Raw genomic sequence first — 18,739 nt, forward strand, 5'->3', positions numbered from 1 at the left:
GCTTCGCCCGCAGGGGGCGAGGTTGAGGCTCGCGGTGACTTGCCCGACCAAATCCGCTATCTCTAAAGGCAGCTTCACAAGGCATCCTCGATGAAGGTTCGCGCCAGCAATGTAATGATCGGCACCTTGACCCTGGCTCTGATCGCCGGGTCGCTCACGGCGTGGCTCGGCTACCAGAGGCTCGCCGGGATCAAGCAGAAGGTGCCGTTCCGCGTCATCTTCGAAGGCTCGGCTTCCGGCCTGCGCAACGGCGGCAGCGTGAATTTCGCCGGTATCCGGGTCGGCGAAGTGGTGTCGCTGAAGCTCGACCATCCGCGCCGCGTGGTCGCGCTCGCCATGATCGACGGCAACACGCCCGTGAAGAGCGACACCCAGGTCGGCCTCGAATTTCAGGGGCTGACGGGGATTGCCGCGATCTCGTTTACCGGCGGCACCGATGAGGCGCCGCCGCCGTCCAAGGGCGCGGACGGCATTCCGGAGCTCACCGCCGATCCGGAAGGAACGCTCAACACCCAGGAAAAAATCCGCGTGGCGCTGCGCAACGTCGACCGCGTGATTGCCGACAACGAGGTGGCGATCAAGGATACCTTACGGAATTTCGAGACGTTCACCGCCTCGCTTTCACATAATGGCGCAAAGATCACGTCCATCATCGCGACCGCCGAATCCGGCATCGGCGCGGTCGACGGCGCAATGGACAAGACCAGGGATTTCCTCGGCAGCCTCGCCAGCGACAAATATGGCGGCGAACTGCTGCCGACTGTGATTTCGCTGCGCGAGCTGATCGAAAGTTTCGACAAGAAGTCCGGGCGTGTGATCGCCGAGACGCGAAAAATGCTCGGCGACGTCAGCGAATCCGTCAACAAGGCCGGCCAGAAATTTGGCGGGCCGCCTCCCCGCCGCTAACCCGCCGTTCGCATAACAACCAAAAAATGGAACGCCCGCGTGCTCGACAAATCCGCAAGCTTGACTGCGCCGCCTCCGACCGTGACCCGCACCGGGAGCGCAGTGCCGCGGGCTTTGCAAAAATATCTTTCGCTCGACGATTTCGAGCCCGTGGCGCGGCGGCGGATTCCAAAATTTCTCTACGGCTATATTTCCGGTGGCGCCGAGACCGATGCCGCACTGCGCGACAACCGCAAAGCCTTCGACGAATACGGCTTTGTGCCGCGCGTGCTCAACGACGTCTCCGGCCGCGACCACACGACGACATTGTTCGGCAAGACCTACGCCGCGCCGTTCGGCATTCCGCCAATGGGTTCTTCCGCGCTATGCGCCTATCGCGGCGACATCGTGCTGACGCAGGCCGCTAGGTGCGAGAACGTGCCGATGATCTTGAGCGCCTCCTCGCTGATCACGCTGGAGGATGTCCGCGCCGCCAATCAGGCCGCGTGGTATCAGGCCTATCTCGCCGGCCTCCCGGAGCGGATCGAGCCGCTGGTCGATCGCGTGGCGGCGGCCGGCTACGACACTTTCGTCGTCACCGCCGACGTGCCGGTGCCGCCGAACCGCGAGAACAACATCCGCAATGGCTTTCAGGTGCCGCTCGCGATCACGCCGCGCGTGTTCTGGGACACGGTCACGCATCCGCACTGGCTGTTCGGCACCTGGGCGCGCACCGTGATGAACCACGGCATGCCGCATTTCGAGAACATGGACGCGCAGCGCGGCCCGCCGGTGCTGGCGAAAAACCTGATGCGCAACATCGGCGCCCGCGACCAGCTCGCCTGGAAGCATGTCGAATTGATCCGCAAGAAGTGGAAGGGCAAGCTCGTCATCAAGGGCCTGGTCTCGCCGCCCGATGCGAAGGTTGCGCGCGAGAGCGGCGTCGACGGCGTGATGCTCTCCAACCATGGCGGCCGCCAGCTCGATTACACGATCTCCGGCCTGCGCACGCTGCCGGAGATCGCGGCGGAAGCGAAGGGCATGACGATCATGGTCGACGGCGGCATCCGCCGCGGCACCGACGTGATCAAGGCGCTGGCACTCGGCGCCCATTTCGTCTGGGTCGGCCGCCCCTTCCTCTATGCCGCGATCGCCGGCGGCCAAGCCGGCGTGCAGCGCGCGATCGCACTCTTGAAGGCCGAAATCGATCGCGACCTCGCGCTATTGGGCATCCGCTCGATCAGCGAGATCACGCCGGACCTGGTGCGGGAATTCTAGCCCCGATTCTGATTAAAGGGCGTGAATGACCTATAAATTCAGACTGGTCAGTGGACGTCCGCTTAGCGCGCATTCCGGACTCAGGTCAGACATCACCGCGGGTCCGGCAAGTGCCCCGAAGCAGACCTAGCGCTCTCGCATATTCATTGTGGTTCGAGCGCAGGCTGCGGCAAATGCCGGCCCGCTCGACATCGAGCCGGAGCACAAACGGCCCGGCTACTCTGGCTCAAGCCATGGACTCCGAAGCGGCGCGAGCGCTACCGGAAGCCGAGGCCAAGCAAGAATAAGAGGATGCCGCTTTCCGTGATCACACGCGCGGCGCGGAACGGTCGAATTTAGCGCAGAGCACATTAGCCGACCCGCAGCAATAATATAACTGCCGATTATCTTCTTTGGAACGGCCAATCGCGAGACGCGTTGCGCGGGATAGCTCGGTGCTGTTCCCACAGACAGCTCCGTACCCATGTAGATGAAGGGGGCAAGACTGCAGATGACACCCTCGTCCCAAACCGACGCGGAGAGGTTCCGTAAGGAAGCTGAGGAATGCCGTGAGCTGGCGGAGAAGGCCATGAGCCCTCTGGATAAGGAGGCTTGGGTGCGCCTTGCGGAGGATTGGCTGAAGCTTGCGCAAGAGGCGGAACGGGGCGCCAGGTTTGGACGGACGAGATGATCCGGCTTGCGTCACGGACAAGGCAGGCCTTACAGGTTAACATTTGATTTGGTGGACGACGGTCTCTTCTCGATAAGATCGAGATCGAGGCGACGATTTCTTACGACGGGCTAGCAAGGACCCGTCGTCAGGAGAAATCGCGATGACCGTCAAAGAGCTTATTGTTCGACTGCAGGCGCTTCCCAACCAGGATGCACTTGTAATTTTTGCAAGCGGCAATGCAAACGAGTGGCTGGTGGCCACTGGCCTCGTTGAGCGCGGTATTTCACCGTCACCTGCAAACCCGGACTTTGTCGTACCAGGCAACGATCCTGGCGTGGAGATCATCTAGCCGCTTCTCCTTCCAATGGAATACGGAAGAGGCAGCCCTGAGTACTCGGCCACCGAGGTCCAGCTGACAAATCCAACCAAACCGCTCAGTCCTGTAACACTGTCTGCTCCGGGTACGTCGCTTTGCCTCAATGAGGCTGACACGTCGGCTCGACCCGCCGTTTCCGAAAGCGCCGCGAACGGGCTGACCCTAACCTGATCGCTGTGAGAGCGAATGCTCGAGGAAAAAACGCAGCATTTCCCTTGCTGCGTCCGGTCCTTTCGGATCAGTGTAGGAGCCGGCAGGGTTGCCTCCGGACCATGCGTGTCCAGCTCCGTGGATATCCCAGTGCTCCAATATTCCGCGCCCATGCGCGTCGCTCAGGATCGTGCGGGTATAGGCATGCCCTCCAGGTACCTGGCCGCGACCAACCTTCTTTTTCAGGTTCATCGCTCTCACAGACTGCGCAAGAATTTGATCGCTGTTGTTGGGGTGCACGGTAGTGTCGCGGTCGCCGTGAAAAACAATGGTTGGTACAGGTGGCCCGTCACATAAAGTAACCCTGTGACTGGCTCCGCCACCTTGTCGCATGGCGACCAACGCAGATGGAAGGTCAATGGCGGCCCCGCAGGCAAGGCCGGAATGCACGCCGATTGCTGCGTACAGATCCTTATAGGTATTACCCATGATCGCAGCAGCGGCAGCTCCGGCCGATAGTCCACCAACATAGACACGATTTGGGTCGATCGAAAAGTCGCTCATGACTTGGCGAGTGATGCCCGCGATAAGCGAGGGTTCACCTCTGCCCCGCTGCTGGTCGGCTGGGCGAAACCAGTTCCAGCATTTCGCCTGGTTTGCCTCACTGCGCTGGGCCGGATAGACCACAAAACAAGATTTTTCTTCAGCGATGAAGTTCATCCTCGTACCAGCGGCGAAATCGTCTGGGAATTGAGTGCAGCCGTGTAGCATCACGATCAAAGGAAGCGATTGGTCCTGATAGCGGCTGGGGATGAAAAGCTTGTAGGCACGGCTTCCCGCCGAATTGCTGTAGGTTCCTTCGATAAACCTTGTGCCGTCAGGCATGATGTCTGACGGGGAAAGGGGCTTGCGCTCAATCACAGCTCGCAAGCTGAACCCGGGGCGCTGCCTTGTATGATCGAGAAACTCGCGGAGCATGCGAGGTTCAGCGGATGGAGGCCGCACCCGGTCCGCGCTATCGTTCTCCTCAATAGCATTGGCCTTCGCGTCAATGATCGAGGGCTCTTGTCCAACAACTGTGGGGTGACCGATGCGCGATTCCGGGTCTGGCGCGCTTTCGTCGCGCAGCATGCGTTGAAGGAGCGCGGTGGCCTCCATGAGTCGGCCAGCGCGCGTGAGGCGTGTGGCTTCGCCAACTATGTCCTGTCTGAGCATCGCGTTCACCGTGTTCTATCGACGAGGGCGGCCTTGACCGCCGGACTGGCCTGCAAAGCGCCCAGAACACAGACCGAAGCAATTGCGGCGCGAGCAAGCTCGGGCGTGACATCTTGAGCGATACTGGCCAGGCCCAAAACGTTGATGTGCAGCATCTCCCCGGCTCGCCGCGCCGCTTCGAGATCCTCTCGGCTGAAGTGCCTCAGACCCAGATCCAAACTTTTTCGGGTCGTTGACTGTTTGACGACGTCCGCGTGACGTTCGAGCTGGTTGCGGATTGCCGTTCGAATGAAATCGGTACGGTTCGAGTAGAAACCTTCCTGAACCATCAAGTCGACCTGACCAAGATCGACATAGCCGAGATTGATCGTGATTTTTTCGCTTTCCGGGGGCTTTGGCCGGAGTTCGCGGACGTTGCTCGTCATGGCCCTGCTCCATCCTGTTGCCATCTACATGGATGGTATATGGATGTTAAAGGCGCCTGTCAATGGAGTGGAACGCTGGTGGGTTCTCGAATTTGAAATGCACCCCGGGACGCGAGACGATGTTTCCGATTTTTTCGGTTAGCGACGCCTTTAAAAGGTCAGTTGGCGAAATGCTGGAAAGTGCGGGCTACGGGCCGCATGAAACGGCATGGGACCGCGTCAAGCATCCTGGACGAGTTCGCGCCCAGCGGCCAACTGATCCGAGATGTAGTCCAGCTGCTCTACCGTGAAGACCGATTCGCGCGCGACGAGCTTCATTTGCTTGGGCAGGATGCCCGATCCGACTCGCTGGCCAAAATACCCGTCGCGGCAATTGTCGATCATGCAAGCCGAGTGGTCCCATCCTTGTCGGTCTTAGGAGCGTTGAAGAACCCTTCGATATTTTCGTATGAGCGAGAAATCGGAGTGGCGCTTCAGCACGTGGGACCACTTGTGGGCAGGCAGGCGCATCGAAAAATCTGGCCTGAGTTAATTCATTGGATGCGCGGGCGCCAGCGGTGACGCCGACCTAAGGGCAAATTGTCGATTGCCGCTGCTTCGACAGCGGACGTCGCTCAGGATCAACGTCAGGTCGGCTTGGTGCCAAGCCCGGAAATCGCGCCTGATCGCTCAAGATTGATAATTCTGTTCAGATGCCCCTTAACCCGTTTGGGCTAGTAATCGGCAAATAAGAGGCCCCCAACTGGGGCGGTCTTGCACTGGAAGGTACACTCATGTTGGTTGCTGACCTTGTGTTCTGGCCAGCCGTCGCCTTTCTTGCCGGGTGCAATCTTTATTTTGGACCTAGCATCAGGAGCGCTCGCATGGCTATGCAGTGGCGGCTCGACGGCGAGCCTACTTGGTACGCACCCAATGCAGTGGGGCTTTGGGGCATCGTGGCGTTCGCCCTTTCAGTCCGATTGCTGATTTGGGTCGCCTCAACTTACGCGCCGGAAAAGGTTCACGGCGCTGAAATAGGTTTGCTGCTGTTCTCAGTCATCGTGGCTGTGGTCCATGTGCTGACGTGTAGAAGAGCCGCGCGAGCAAACTAGGCATCGCTCAATTCTAGCCCGCGATGCCCATGACGGGATGGGGCAGCCTCAGATGTTATTCAACTCGAATGTCCGTTCCGGTCATTCGCGTCGATTTTGGCGATCCCAACATGTCCGGTCAGTGCGCGATCTCAGCAATTCCGGGTGTCCGGCTTTATCGGTTGAAGGTATCGGTTTGGGCGTGAAAACGCTACGCTCATCGTTGCCCGTCGTGCACTGAGATCGCATCGACCGAGAGCCCGCCGATGCGCGCGTGCGTTCGGCCGCCAGTTGCCATGACGAGCCCGAACACGATCTCGTCGCGCCGCGGCGCGTCCCAGATCGTCATCTCGGCGGTGCCGAAATGGCTGCGGACGTAAGCCGCCTCGATATGGCCGAGCGGGACCATCAGCCGCGTGCCAATCGCGCCGACGGTCTTGGCGGCGGGCACGATCGCCTTGGCCTGCGCGATCACTTCGCGGATCGCAGCGCCACCCGCCTCATGCCAAACCGCGCCGTGCTCAAGCTCGCCGTCGCCTCCGACGATCGCACCCTTGCCATAGGCTTCGACAACATCCTTGCCGCCCAACCGCTCGCACAACGTCCGCGCCAGTTGCCGGCCGAGATCGCGCAGGCCGGCCTGAAACGGCATCAGGTCCGGCTCGTAGCGGCCGGCATGGGGATTGTTGATCACGGCAAGCGCGGTGCCGATCAATAGCGGCCGTGTCCGGCGCGGCCCGCGCTCGTGCCAGACTTCTTCGATCGAGACTTGCGTCTTCCTGATGTCGTAGACCGTCCCTTGGGCCATCACTGCGCGGCCTCATCGATCACGGGGTTACGCAGCACGCCGATCTTCTCCACCTCGACCTCGACGACGTCGCCGGGCACCAGGAACATCGGCGGCTTGCGCGTAAAACCGACACCGGCCGGGGTACCGGTGGCGATGACATCGCCTGGCATCAGATCGAAGATCTCGGAGGCGTAGTTGATCAGCCGTGGAATCGAGAAGATCAGAAACGAGGTGTCGGACTTCTGTACCGTCTTGCCGTTGATACGGGTCTCGAGCTTCAGCTTGGTCGGATCGGGCAATTCGTCCGTCGTCACCATCCACGGCCCGAACGGCCCGGTGCCGACGAAATTCTTGCCGGCCGCGATCTGTTGGGCGTGCATCTGATAGTCGCGGACGCTGACGTCGTTATAAATCGAATAGCCGGCGACATAGGCCATGGCGTCGGCCTCCGAGATATAGCGGCCGGGCTTGCCGATGATGACGGCGAGTTCGCCCTCCCAATCGAGATGCGTCGACACTTTCGGCCGGATCACCGGCGCGTCATGCCCGACCTGGGAACGCCAAACGCGCAGGAAGATCGGCGGAAACGCCGTGATCTCGCGCTTCATGCCGTGGGCCACCGCCTCCTGGTGGTGGTCGAGATAATTGCGCACGGCGCAGACGATCTTTTCGGGTCGCGGGATCACCGGAAGGTATTTGACGTCGGCGAGCTTCAGGTCGGGCTTGTGGCCGGCCACGAGACGATCGCGCTTCTCGAAATCGGGGCTCGCGATGAAGTCCTGCAGCGTGGCGTGGGGCAGCTTGCTGCCGAGGTCGACCACGCCATCGCCGACGATCGCTCCCCAGGTCTCCCTGCCATTGTTCAGAAATGAAAGCAGCCGCATGGGACGTCTATCCTTCTCGGTTGGGACGGGCTGATTGATTGGAATTTCGTCAGGAGCGACTATTTTCGAAAATCTTGCCGAACGCAACCAAAATCCGCTGCCGGGGCGGCATCCACCGAGCACTTTTATGAGAAAGGCGTCCGCTGCCGGCCGCAGGCGATCAGCCGGCGCTGATCACGCCGGAAGCGTATTTTGCGACATTGTTGGAGGTGGTCTGGATGTGGCTGGCGATCAGATTGCACGCCTGATCGGCGTTGCGCCCGATCGCGGCCTGCATCAGCGCGCGATGCTCGCCGGCCTTGTCGCGCGGGTGCGGCCGGAACATGGCCGACAGATTGCGGTAGCGCTCGGCGCGGTCGAACAGCGAGTTTCGCACGGCAAGCAGCGTCGGCGATCCCGATGCCGAGACCAGCGCCTCATGGAACTGGCGGTGCGCCGCCTTCCATTCGGTATTGCTTGCATAATCTTCCGGGGCCCGCTCCTCGATCCTGGCGAGCCGGTGAAGTGACGAGATAACCCTTATTTCCCAGTCGTCGTCGCCCTTTTCGATCGAGCGTCGCATCAGATCGACCTCGATCAGGATGCGGGCATGCGTCAGGTCGTGCAGGTCCTCGAGCGTCACCGGCGCGACCTTGTAGCCACGCTGCTCCTCGGCGACGACGAGCCCCTCCGCCGCCAGCAACGTCAAGGCTTCGCGCAGCGTCGTGAAGCTCGCGCCGAACGACAGGCGCAGCGCATCGAACTTCAGCGATTCATTCGGCTTGAGCTGGCAGGTGACGATCTCGTTTCGCAGCCGGTGTGCGATGTCGGAGGCGAGCGTCTTGCCGAATTCCTTGCGCGCCTTGAGGGCTGTCGTCGTCATTGATTCTCTCGCGACCCCGGAGCCGCGATCCTAGCCAAAAAGAATCCCGTTGCAATGATTTTCGCAATGATACATATTTTCGAAAATATGTAAAATGGGGAGCACACTCGGATGAAGGCTGTACTGGTGCATCGCCCTGGAGGCCCGGAGGCGCTCGACTATGTCGACGTGCCGATGCCGGCGCTGGGCGAGCGGGACGTTCTGATCCGCGCCCAAGCCTTCGGCGTGGGCCAGCCTGACAAACTGATCCGCAGCGGCGTCTACAAATGGATGCCGCCGCTGCCGGCCAATCCTGGCAATGATGTCGCCGGAATCCTGGAAGCCGCGGGTGCGCAGGTGAGCGGCCTTGTCGTCGGCCAGCGGGTGCTCCTGAGCGCGCGCGACCTTACCCAGCGCGGCGGCTGCTACGCCGAATATGTCGCAGCGCCGGCCGACGCGGTGCACGCGTTGCCTGATAATGTCGCGTTCGAGGACGCGGTGTGCCTGCCGAACTACCAGGTTGCCTGGGCGCTGCTGCACAATTGCGGCTCCGCTACGCCGCCCCACTCGGCCCTCGTCATCGGCGCGGCCGGCGGGGTCGGGACGTCGCTGGTGCAACTCGCAAAACTCGCCGGGATGAAGGTGATCGGCACCGTCTCCACGCCGGAGAAGGCCGCCTTCGCGCGAAAGATGGGCGCGGACGAGATCATCTATTATCGCGACGAGGACGTGGTCGCCCGCACCCGCGCGCTGACCGGCGGACACGGCGTTAGTCTCGTCCTCGATCACGTCTGCGGCCCCGAATTCTATTCCTATTTCGGCGCGCTCGACAAATGGGGCACCATCGTCTCCTACAACGCGTTTGCCGGACTGCCGACGGAAAACTTGATGGGCGAGATGCGGAAATACCTCGACATCTGCCCGGCGATCCGCTGCTTCTCCTTCCACATCTACGATAACGACCGCGAAGGCCGGCGCGACATCATGCGAAAGGTGATCGGCTATCTCGCAGAGCGCGCCATTCGCCCGTCGATCTCTAGGCGCTTCAAGCTCTCCGAAGTTCGCGCCGCGCATGAACTGCTCGATTCCGGTGCGGCGTTCGGCAAGATCGTGATGACCCCGGATTGAGCTGATGCCCGCACAGCCCAAACATTCTGCCTGAATTCAGGAGGTCACGAGATGATCAAGGTCAAGCGGCTGCGACACGTCACTTTCACCAGTCCGAACATCGAGGCGCAGCTCGACTATTACCAGTCCATCATCGGGCTCGGCGTCATCCAGCGCAGCGACGGCCGGATCCTGCTCGGCACCGAGTCCGAGGAGCTGACGCTGGTTCTCGAACGCGGCGCGGCCTCGCAATTGACTTCCATCGCCTATGAAGTTGCGCCCAACCTCGATCCGGCCGACCTGCAGAAATCGCTGGCAAGCCTCGGCATCAAATCGGAGATCAGGAGCGACACGGCGCCGGGAACAGCGAAGGCACTCGTCTTCGACGATCCGGACGGACACCGGATCGAATTGTTTTCCCGATGGGAGTTCTGCAAGGCCGTCGAGCCGATCCGTGGCCTTGCCGTCGCCAAGCTCGGCCACGTCGCGCTCCATACGCCCGATCCCGGGCGAACCGCCAAATTCTTCGGCGATGTTCTCGGCTTCCGCGTCTCCGACCGCATCGAGGAAAATTTCGTCTTCCTGCGCTGCGGCCCGGAACATCACGCGATGAATTTTGCCCGGGGCACCGACGGCCGTCTGCATCACCTCGCCTTCGAGCTGCGCGACGCCTCGCACATGCACCAGGCCTGCGACCTGCTCGGCCGCAACAAGTTTCAGATTCTCTGGGGACCGGTGCGGCATGGACCCGGCCACAACGTGGCGGTCTACCATTACAACCCCGACGGCTACCTGATCGAGCTCTATTACAGCATGGATCTGATGCTCGACGAAGAGCTCGGCTATTTCGAGCCGCGTCCCTGGCACCACGATCGTCCGCAGCGGCCGAAGACCTGGATCGGGTTGCCGCGCGACGTCTGGGGCGTCGGCCCGGCCAAGGAAGCAACCGAATTTTCTCCGGAGATGCGCGGCGTGAAGTAATCGCACGCGCCGCCACCAGCCGGAACAGACATTCAAAAAGCAAAACACCAGGGGTGAAACACAAATGGCTCGATCGTTGAACGTCCTGCGCGGACGGTTGCTTGCTCTGCGCTGCTGCATCGCTGCCGCAGCGCTTAGCCTCACCTGCCTGGCGCCTTCCATTGTCGCCGCGCAAACCTACCCCAACCGGCCGATTCGGCTGCTGCACGGCTTTGCGGCGGGCGGCGCCGCCGACACCATGGCGCGCATCGTCTCGGACGGGCTTTCCAAGCGCCTGGGACAGCCGGTGGTGGTGGAAGCCAAGCCAGGCGCCGGCGGCAATCTCGCTGCGGACGCCGTCGCCAAATCCGCGCCTGATGGCTACACGATCGGCCTCGTCACGGGCGCACATGCGATCTCGGGCGCGCTGTATAAGCAGCTCGCCTATAGCCCGATCGACAGTTTCGATACGTTGTCGACGATGGTCTACTACGCGCTGGTGATCGCGGTTCGCGCCGACCATCAAGCCAAGACGCTGGCGGACCTGATTGCGATGGCGAAAGCCAAGCCCGATGCCCTGAGCTACGGCTCCGTCGGTTTCGGCAGCACGCATCATCTCGCGGGCGAGCTGTTGAACGTCACCGCCGGCACCAAGATGGTGCACGTCCCCTATCGCGGTGACTCACTAACCGTCACCTCCCTGCTCGCCGGAGACGTTCCCGTGATCGTCGGGACCACCGTGCTGCTCGCAGGCCAGATCGAAAGCGGCGCCATTCGCGGCCTCGCCGTCACCTCGCCCGCGCGCACCAAATTGCTTCCGAACGTGCCTTCCGTTCAGGAAGCGGGCGTCAAGGACTTCGACGTCCGCACCTGGGCCGGGCTGGTGGCTCCAAAGGGCACGCCGCCCGATATCGTGAAGCGGCTGAACACGGAGATTCAGTCGATGCTGGCCGACCCCGCAACGAAGACGGCGCTGGAGACGGCAACCGGCGGCGAGGTCCGCGGCAGCACGCCGGAGCAAATGCGCGCGCTGATCACGTCGGAGATCGAAAAGTGGTCGAAGGTGATCAACGACGCAGGCATTCCGCGTATCTGAGGGGGTTGCTGCGGGGTTGGCGGAAAGCTCTAGGCGCACCGCGCTGCGACGAGACTGTCGTCACCCGCCTTGTGCGCAATTGCGCACTGGGGCGGGTGATCCAGTATTTCAGAGACGTTCGCGGTCAATCGAGAAGCCGCGGCGTACTGGATACCCCGCTTTCGCGGGGTGTGACAGCGGGGGTGCTTCGCGCAGCGCCGTCGCAATTTCCCAGCGCTAAAGAAGGAACAAGCGCAAACTGATGCGCAAGGCATTGTAGCATTGCGCGCGCAGGACTTGTCGCGCGGCGGAATTTTCGCCCTACTCGCCTCGCGACCATGACCAAACCTGCACCAGCGCCGCCTGCCTTCCATCCGGTCCGGTGGCTGACCAACCAGCCTTACCTGCTGCTGAGCCTGACTTCGCTGTTCTGGGCCGGCAACATCGTGCTCGCGCGCCATGTGGCCGGGCACGTACCGCCGTTGACGCTGTCCTGCGTCCGCTGGATCGGCACCTTTCTGATCCTGCTGCCGTTCGCCTGGCCGCATCTGAAGCGGGACTGGCCGGTGCTGCGCGCGCATCTGCCGATGATGCTGTTCCTGTCGCTGGTCGGTTTCGCCTACAACAATGCGATCTCCTACTGGGCGCTGCAATATACCGAGGCGCTGAACGCGCTATTGATCCAGTCGGCGGGGCCGTTGTTTGTCGCGCTGTGGTCGCTGGCGCTGTTCGGCATCCGCCTGACCGGCGCGCAGCTTGCCGGCATCACCATCTCGCTCGCCGGCGTGCTGACCATCATTTTGCGCGGCGATTTCGGCGCGCTCGCCAACATCAGCTTCAACCGCGGCGACCTGATGTTTGCGAGCTCGCTCGTGTCGTTCGGATTGTATTCGGCGCTGATCCCGCGCCGCCCGGTGACGCACGCGCTATCGCTGATTTCATTCACCACCTGCTGCGGCGCGCTGATGCTGGTGCCGTTCGCGATCTGGGAATTCTCGACCGGCGCGACGTTGAAATTCGACATGATATCGATGGCGACGCTGGGCTATGCCGTGATCTTTCCCTCGACGCTGGCGTACCTGTTCTTCAACCGCGGGCTGGCGCTGATCGGGCCCAATCGTGCAGCGCCATTCTTCCACCTGGTGCCGGTGTTCGGCTCAGCGATGGCGATCCTCTTGCTCGGCGAACAGTTGCGGTTATTCCACCTGGTGGGCTATGCGCTGGTGCTGGCCGGCGTGGTGATCGCTTCAAGGCGGGCTTCGGCGAAGGCATGAGAGCTTGCGCGTCCCGGACGCGGTGCAGCGCGTCAGCGCTGCTACCGGGGGCGCGGCACATGGCGTGGCGTCCTGCGGGCTTCCACTTTGTCCCTCGGCAGGCTAGCTTGCCGGCCATTTCAACAGAAGAACAAACCGAGGAAACAACTATATGTTCGCGTTATTGAAGCGGTATCGGCCCGTCGCCGCAGCGGCTCCCCTGATGCTGGCGATGATCGCCACGGCTGCCGCGCAGGCCCCCTACCCGAACCGCAACATCACGCTGGTGCTGCCGTTCGCGGCCGGCAGCGGCACCGATACCACCACGCGCATCATTTCGAAGGAGCTCGGCACCGCGCTTGGGGTCGGGATCGTGATCGAAAATAAGCCGGGCGCCAACGGCTCGCTCGCGGCAAGCCAAGTGGCCCGCTCCGCGCCGGACGGCTACACGCTGATGGTCTCGACCAACACACCGCATTCGGCAAATCCTTACTTGATGAAAAACATGACCTACGACCCGGTCAAGGACTTCACGCCGATCGCGCGCAGCGGCGACCTCCCGTTCATGCTGGTGATCCACCCGGATATTCCGGCGAACTCGGTGGCTGAACTGATTGCGCTGGCGAAGAAAGAGCCGGGCAAATACTCCTATGCCAGCGGCAGCTCGGCTGCGATCGTCTCCGGCGCAACGTTTGCCCGCCTCGCCGGCGTCGATCTGCTTCACGTCCCCTATAAGAGCTCGCCGCCCGCATTGACCGATCTCATCGCCGGCCGCGTCTCCATGATGTTCATCGACGTTCCGACCGGCCTGCCTCACGTCAACGCCAAGGCGCTGAAGGCGCTCGCGGTCACCACCAAGCAGCGCTCGGCATTGTTGCCCGATCTCCCGACCATGAACGACACGGTGAAGGGTTTTGACATCACCTCATGGCAAGGCTATTTCGGCCCCGCCGGCATGCCGAAGGATATCGTGACCAGGCTGAACGCGGAGATCCGCAAAGTCGTCGAGCGGCCCGATATCAAGAGCCAACTCGCCGAGCGCGGCATGGAGGCGTTCTCGGGTACACCGGAAGAGTTCGACACCTTCGTGAAGGAGCAGCTCGTGGTGTGGGAGAAGCTGATCACGGCGGCAGGGATCGAGAAGCAGTAGGGGCCGCGCCGCGTAGGTGCGTAGGGTGGGCAAAGGCGCCTTGGCGCCGTGCCCACCATCTATCCGTTGGACTGTCTTTGTGAATGGTGGGCACGCTTCGCTTTGCCCACCCTACAATTCTACATATCCTGGCCTTACGCCACGCGCACCTTGCCCAAGAACTCATCCACCGCGCTGCGCAGCATGCCGGACTGGGTGTCGAGTTCACGGGCGCTCGCCAGCACTTCGGATGCTGCCTTGCCGGTTGCGGCTGCCGCTGTGCTGACGCCGCCGATATGAGCCGAGATCTCGTTCGATCCGGCCGCCACCGACTGAATGTTGCGGGCGATTTCGCGGGTGGCGCCGCCCTGCTGCTCGACGGCGGTCGAGATCGAGACGGTGATCTCGCTCATCTGCGCGATGGTCTCGGTGATGCCGCCGATCGAGGCCACGGCTTCGCTGGTGGACGCCTGCATGGCCGCGACCTGCGAGGAGATTTCCTCGGTCGCTTTCGCGGTCTGGTTGGCGAGCGCCTTCACTTCCGACGCCACTACCGCAAAGCCGCGCCCGGAATCGCCGGCGCGCGCCGCTTCGATAGTGGCGTTCAGCGCGAGCAGATTGGTTTGGGCTGCGATCGAGTGGATCAGCTTGACCACCTCGCCGATCTTCTCGGCGCCGGTCGAGAGCGCGCCGACGGTGGCGTTGGTACGCTCGGCGTCGCTGACCGCCTTGGCGGCGATCTCGCTGGAGCGAGTCACCTGGCGGGAAATCTCGGTGACGGAGCTGGAGAGCTCTTCGGCGGCGGATGCCACCGTGCCGACATTGTCGGACGAACGCTGCGACGCCGCGCCGACGGTCGCCGCGCGTGCGCTGGCGTCGCTGGCGGTCGTGGTCATGGATTGCGCCGTGCTCTGCATGCCGGCGGCCGCCGTCGAAACCGAGCGGACGATGCCGGTCACGCTGCGTTCGAAGTCGCTGGCGATACTTTCCATCGCCGCCCGCCGTTCGGCCTCGGCGCGCGCCTGCACCTCGGCTTCCTTCTGCTCGAGCCCGCGGATTCGAACCGCGTTGTCCTTGAAGATCTGCACGGTCGCGGCCATCGCGCCGATCTCGTCGCCGCGGCCGATGCCGGGAATTTCGCCGTCGAGCCGGCCCTCGGCGAGGTCCTGCATGCGGGCGCCGAGCTGACCGAGCGGCTTCGAGATACTGCGGCCGATCATCCAGGCGATGCTGCCCGCAACCAGCGCGATGCCGAGAATGGCAAGCCCGAGCACCGCCGCGATCGGCTTCATCTTGGCGTCGAGGTCGTCGAGATAGGCGCCGGTGCCGACGAACATGTTCCAGCCCGGGATCGGAACCGCGTAGGAGAATTTGCGGATCAACTCGTCTTGTCCGGGTTTGCGGAATTCATAGCGGAGCATGATTTCGCCGTTCGCCGCGATGCCGTCGCGCAGTTCGCGCACTAGCTTTCGGCCACCGGTGTCGATATCCATACGGTTCTGGCCGATCTGGCTGGGAACCGGGGCCAGCACGGCGACGCCATCCATGGTGTAGGCGAATACGTAACCGTTGCCGTTGTCGAAGGTCAGCGTATTGCCGCGCTTGCTGAACTCGGCAATCGCGGCCTCCTTGGTCATCTGGCCGGCGGCAACCTGCTTCTGCAGGCCGAGTGCCATGTTGCGCGCCATGTCGACGATCGCCTTGGTCTGCTCGATCCGCGCATTGACCATTTCACGCTGCATCAAATAGCCCGCGAGCACACCGGCGACGCAGAGGCCGAGCAGGGTCACGCCCACCAAAATGCCGAGCTTGGGTGTGATCTTGAGATTGGTCAGCTTCACGGGGATCTCCGGAAATAGGCGCGTGGCACGCGATTGGCCGATTGATTCGGCGCACAATATCGTGAGACCCTTTAGCGCTTTGTTACGAAGGCCAGCGGAAATCCCGCAGAAAACCGCGCTGCCGATCAAGCAGCAACCGGTGATTGTAGCAGAAGCAAGTCAAGTCGCGTAAAAGGTGAAAGTACGTCAACGATGAAGTGGCGGCGCCCGCCGCCTCAAACCAACACCGAAAAATAAAATCGGGAGCAGGAAATGCCGAAATTCAGGGTGGTGACGCCGAAGGGCGCGAGCTTCACGGTCGCCGGCGGCGGCTATGACTATGAGAAGGAAGCGCTCGATCCGATCGGGGCCGAAATCATCGAGGCGCCGGCCAACGAGGCGGAATTCATCGCCGCCGCAAAAACCGCAGACGCGATCTACGCCAAGGGCATGCCGATTACCAAAGCCGTCATTGACGCGCTCGAAAATTGCAAGGTGATCACGCTCGGCAGCGTCGGCGTCGACAGTGTCGACGTCAAGGCCGCCACCGCCCGCGGCATTCCCGTCACCAACATTCCCGACACCTTCATCGAGGAAGTCGCCGACCATGCCATGATGCTGCTGCTGGCGGGCTTTCGGCGGCTGGTCGAGCAGGACAAGATGGCGCGCACCGGCCGCTGGTCGGAGGGCCGGCCTGCGCTGTTGAAGATCCCGCGGCTGATGGGCCAGACGCTCGGCTTCATCTCGTTCGGCCGGGTGGCGCGCGCCGTCGCCAAGCGCGCCGCGCCCTTCGGCCTGCGCATGATGGCCTATGACCCGTTCATCCAGGAAACGCTGATGTACGACCACGGCGTGATCCCGGCGACGCTGTCGGAGGTGCTGCAACAGTCGGACTTCGTCTCGATGCATGCGCCGGCCCGGCCCGAGGTGCACCACATGCTGACCGAGAAGCATTTCCGCCAGATGAAAAATTCCGCCATCTTCATCAATACCGGCCGCGGCGCCACGGTGGACGAGGAAGCGCTGATCAAGGCGTTGCAGGAGGGCTGGATCGCGCACGCCGCCCTCGACGTGCTGGAAAAGGAGCCGCCGTCGCACAACAATCCGATACTTTCGATGGAAAACGTCACCCTGACCGCCCATGTGGCGTCGGCATCGGCACGTTTTGACGAGGCGCGCAAGCGCCGCGTAGGCTACGAATTGTCACTGGTCCTGTCCGGCATGTGGCCGGTAAGCTGTGTCAATCCGTCGGTACTGCAAAACACCTCGCTCCGCCGCTGGCAACCCGTCAGCATGGATCGCGGTCCGAACAGCTAGCGCCGGCAAAGAAGCGTTTCGAACGACAGGTTAACCGGCGATTCAACGCCGGGAACCGATACAGGGAGAGCACCATGAGGAACGACATCACCCGTCGCGATGCGTTGGCTTTGGGCGCCTCGGCAGCGGCTCTGGCCGTGACCGGCGCTTCGGCGCAGACCACATCGCCAATTAAAGCCGCCGACGTCCCGCCCCCCAAATTCGCAATCGAAAAAGGCGCGTCCCTGCGCATGCTGCGCCCGGTGCGCTTCGTGCAAGCCGACGAGGACGTGTTCCGCGCCAACGCGGCCAAATTCACCAAGGAGACCGGCATCGAGGTCAAGGTCGACTTCGTCGGCTGGGAAGACATCAGCCAGCAGACCGCGGTGACCTCGAACTCCGGCGCCGGCCCGGATATCATCATCGGCTTCTCCGATGCGCCGCACATCTATGTCGACAAGCTGGTCGAACTGAACGACGTCACCGATTATCTCGGCAAGCGCTACGGCGGCTGGCTGCCGCTGGCGCAGACGTACGGCAAGCGCAGCAAGAGCGACAAATGGATCGGATTGCCGTTCGGCGCCACTGCCGGCCCGCTGATCTACCGCAAGTCAGTGTTGAAATCGATCGGCTACGACAAGGTCCCGGAAGATCATGCCGGAATTCTGGACCTCTGCCAGAAGCTGCACAAGGCCGGCAAGCCGGCCGGCTTCGCGCTGGGCAATGCCAAGGGCGACGGCAACGGTTTTGCCAACTGGGCGCTGTGGTCGCACAACGCTTCGCTGCTCGATGAAGAGGGTAACATCATCATCAACAGCAAGGAGACCATCGAAGCGCTGAAGTGGGTCAAGGCAATATACCCGACCTTCATCGCCGGCACGTCGTCGTGGAACGACGTCAGCAACAACCGCGCCTACTCCTCGCAGGAAATCTCGCTGACCGCCAACGGCGTCTCGCTGTACTTCTCGCTGAAGAACGACCCGGCGACCAAGGCAATTGCCGAGGACAGCGAGCATCAACTGCTGCCGAAGGGCCTCGCCAAGGTCTCGCCGATGGCCGGCCTGACGCTGAACGCGATGCTGTTCAAGCACAGCCCCTATCCCAATGCCGCAAAGGCGTTCCTGCAATTCATGATGGAAAAGGAACAGTACGAGCCGTGGCTCAACGCCAACTCCGGCTACTGGTCGCAGCCGCTTGCCGCCTATGCCGACGCCGCGGTCTGGTCCAGCGACCCCAAGGTCTCGATCTTCAAGAACACGATGCAGAGCACCTACTACGATGGCTACAAGGGGCCGATTTCGACCGCAACCGGTGCGGTCAGCGCCGACTACGTGCTGATCCAGATGTGCGCCGCGGTCGCGACAGGTGCCCAGACGCCGGAGGCCGCCGCCGCGGAGGCGGAGCAGCGTGCGAAGCGGTACTTCCGGCGCCAGGGCCGGTAAGCCGCAGAACCGTAGATCCTGATTAACCGTCATTGCGAGCGAAGCGAAGCAATCCATAGCGCCACAAAGGAAGAATGGATTGCTTCGTCGC

18 protein-coding genes are annotated in these 18,739 nt (G+C 62.3%); 11 read left to right on the forward strand and 7 right to left on the reverse strand.

What is annotated here, in order from left to right; all coding sequences use genetic code 11:
- Positions 1-90 precede the first annotated feature (90 nt).
- The 3 genes from CQ13_RS06405 (at position 91) to CQ13_RS06420 (ending at position 3,164) form a co-directional block, all read left to right on the forward strand.
- Entirely contained in the window at positions 91-906 is an 816-nt protein-coding gene (locus CQ13_RS06405; RefSeq protein ID WP_057842163.1) for an MlaD family protein, read from the forward strand.
- Positions 907-1,008: 102 nt separating this feature from the next.
- The gene (locus CQ13_RS06410; RefSeq protein ID WP_057842299.1) at positions 1,009-2,163 is read left to right on the forward strand and encodes an alpha-hydroxy acid oxidase; all 1,155 of its coding nucleotides are present in this window, start codon (positions 1,009-1,011) and stop codon (positions 2,161-2,163) included.
- An 812-nt stretch (positions 2,164-2,975) separates the two neighbouring features.
- Entirely contained in the window at positions 2,976-3,164 is a 189-nt protein-coding gene (locus CQ13_RS06420) for a hypothetical protein (protein WP_057842165.1), read from the forward strand.
- A 189-nt stretch (positions 3,165-3,353) separates the two neighbouring features.
- Here CQ13_RS06420 and CQ13_RS06425 read toward each other — a convergent pair whose 3' ends face one another.
- The 3 genes from CQ13_RS06425 to CQ13_RS42595 form a co-directional block, all read right to left on the reverse strand.
- The gene (locus tag CQ13_RS06425; RefSeq protein ID WP_057842166.1) at positions 3,354-4,556 is read right to left on the reverse strand and encodes an extracellular catalytic domain type 1 short-chain-length polyhydroxyalkanoate depolymerase; all 1,203 of its coding nucleotides are present in this window, start codon (positions 4,554-4,556) and stop codon (positions 3,354-3,356) included.
- A gap of 5 nt (positions 4,557-4,561) precedes the next feature.
- Positions 4,562-4,981, reverse strand: a complete 420-nt coding sequence (locus CQ13_RS06430; protein WP_028349427.1) for a CopG family transcriptional regulator — start codon at positions 4,979-4,981, stop codon at positions 4,562-4,564.
- Between the two features lie 219 nt (positions 4,982-5,200).
- On the reverse strand, positions 5,201-5,365 hold the full coding sequence (locus CQ13_RS42595) for a hypothetical protein (RefSeq protein WP_156433540.1): 165 nt from the start codon (positions 5,363-5,365) through the stop codon (positions 5,201-5,203).
- A gap of 479 nt (positions 5,366-5,844) precedes the next feature.
- Here CQ13_RS42595 and CQ13_RS06435 point away from each other — a divergent pair, with 479 nt between their 5' ends.
- Positions 5,845-6,072 carry a hypothetical protein gene (locus CQ13_RS06435; protein WP_057842167.1) on the forward strand — a complete coding sequence of 76 codons (228 nt, stop codon included), beginning with the start codon at positions 5,845-5,847 and terminating at the stop codon, positions 6,070-6,072.
- 196 nt (positions 6,073-6,268) lie between these two features.
- Here the strand turns inward: CQ13_RS06435 and CQ13_RS06440 are convergent, their stop codons facing one another.
- The 3 genes from CQ13_RS06440 to CQ13_RS06450 form a co-directional block, all read right to left on the reverse strand.
- Positions 6,269-6,859 (reverse strand): amino acid synthesis family protein, encoded by a 591-nt coding sequence (locus tag CQ13_RS06440; RefSeq protein WP_057842168.1) that lies wholly within the window; start codon positions 6,857-6,859, stop codon positions 6,269-6,271.
- On the reverse strand, positions 6,859-7,725 hold the full coding sequence (locus CQ13_RS06445) for a fumarylacetoacetate hydrolase family protein (RefSeq protein ID WP_057842169.1): 867 nt from the start codon (positions 7,723-7,725) through the stop codon (positions 6,859-6,861). The genes CQ13_RS06440 and CQ13_RS06445 overlap by 1 nt, the downstream gene beginning before the upstream one ends.
- 160 nt (positions 7,726-7,885) lie before the next feature.
- Positions 7,886-8,587 (reverse strand): GntR family transcriptional regulator, encoded by a 702-nt coding sequence (locus CQ13_RS06450; protein ID WP_057842170.1) that lies wholly within the window; start codon positions 8,585-8,587, stop codon positions 7,886-7,888.
- Between the two features lie 111 nt (positions 8,588-8,698).
- On the opposite strand from CQ13_RS06450, the gene CQ13_RS06455 reads away from it, so the two are divergent.
- The 5 genes from CQ13_RS06455 (at position 8,699) to CQ13_RS06475 (ending at position 14,111) form a co-directional block, all read left to right on the forward strand.
- Positions 8,699-9,694: a zinc-dependent alcohol dehydrogenase family protein gene (locus CQ13_RS06455; RefSeq protein WP_057842171.1), complete on the forward strand. Its 996-nt coding sequence runs from the start codon at positions 8,699-8,701 to the stop codon at positions 9,692-9,694.
- 51 nt (positions 9,695-9,745) lie between these two features.
- On the forward strand, positions 9,746-10,654 hold the full coding sequence (locus CQ13_RS06460; RefSeq protein WP_156433541.1) for a VOC family protein: 909 nt from the start codon (positions 9,746-9,748) through the stop codon (positions 10,652-10,654).
- A 64-nt stretch (positions 10,655-10,718) separates the two neighbouring features.
- The gene (locus CQ13_RS06465; RefSeq protein ID WP_082637345.1) at positions 10,719-11,729 is read left to right on the forward strand and encodes a Bug family tripartite tricarboxylate transporter substrate binding protein; all 1,011 of its coding nucleotides are present in this window, start codon (positions 10,719-10,721) and stop codon (positions 11,727-11,729) included.
- Between the two features lie 317 nt (positions 11,730-12,046).
- On the forward strand, positions 12,047-12,982 hold the full coding sequence (locus CQ13_RS06470) for a DMT family transporter (protein ID WP_057842173.1): 936 nt from the start codon (positions 12,047-12,049) through the stop codon (positions 12,980-12,982).
- 202 nt (positions 12,983-13,184) lie between these two features.
- Positions 13,185-14,111, forward strand: a complete 927-nt coding sequence (locus CQ13_RS06475) for a Bug family tripartite tricarboxylate transporter substrate binding protein (protein WP_430649662.1) — start codon at positions 13,185-13,187, stop codon at positions 14,109-14,111.
- A 134-nt stretch (positions 14,112-14,245) separates the two neighbouring features.
- Here the strand turns inward: CQ13_RS06475 and CQ13_RS06480 are convergent, their stop codons facing one another.
- Positions 14,246-15,931 carry a methyl-accepting chemotaxis protein gene (locus CQ13_RS06480; RefSeq protein ID WP_057842301.1) on the reverse strand — a complete coding sequence of 562 codons (1,686 nt, stop codon included), beginning with the start codon at positions 15,929-15,931 and terminating at the stop codon, positions 14,246-14,248.
- A gap of 252 nt (positions 15,932-16,183) precedes the next feature.
- Here CQ13_RS06480 and CQ13_RS06485 point away from each other — a divergent pair, with 252 nt between their 5' ends.
- Positions 16,184-17,227: a C-terminal binding protein gene (locus CQ13_RS06485; RefSeq protein ID WP_057842175.1), complete on the forward strand. Its 1,044-nt coding sequence runs from the start codon at positions 16,184-16,186 to the stop codon at positions 17,225-17,227.
- Positions 17,228-17,301: 74 nt separating this feature from the next.
- Positions 17,302-18,648, forward strand: a complete 1,347-nt coding sequence (locus CQ13_RS06490) for an ABC transporter substrate-binding protein (RefSeq protein ID WP_057842176.1) — start codon at positions 17,302-17,304, stop codon at positions 18,646-18,648.
- The last annotated feature ends 91 nt before the right edge of the window (positions 18,649-18,739 follow it).

Origin of the sequence: Bradyrhizobium retamae, from assembly GCF_001440415.1 — a bacterium.
In the GTDB taxonomy this organism is placed as follows: domain Bacteria; phylum Pseudomonadota; class Alphaproteobacteria; order Rhizobiales; family Xanthobacteraceae; genus Bradyrhizobium; species Bradyrhizobium retamae.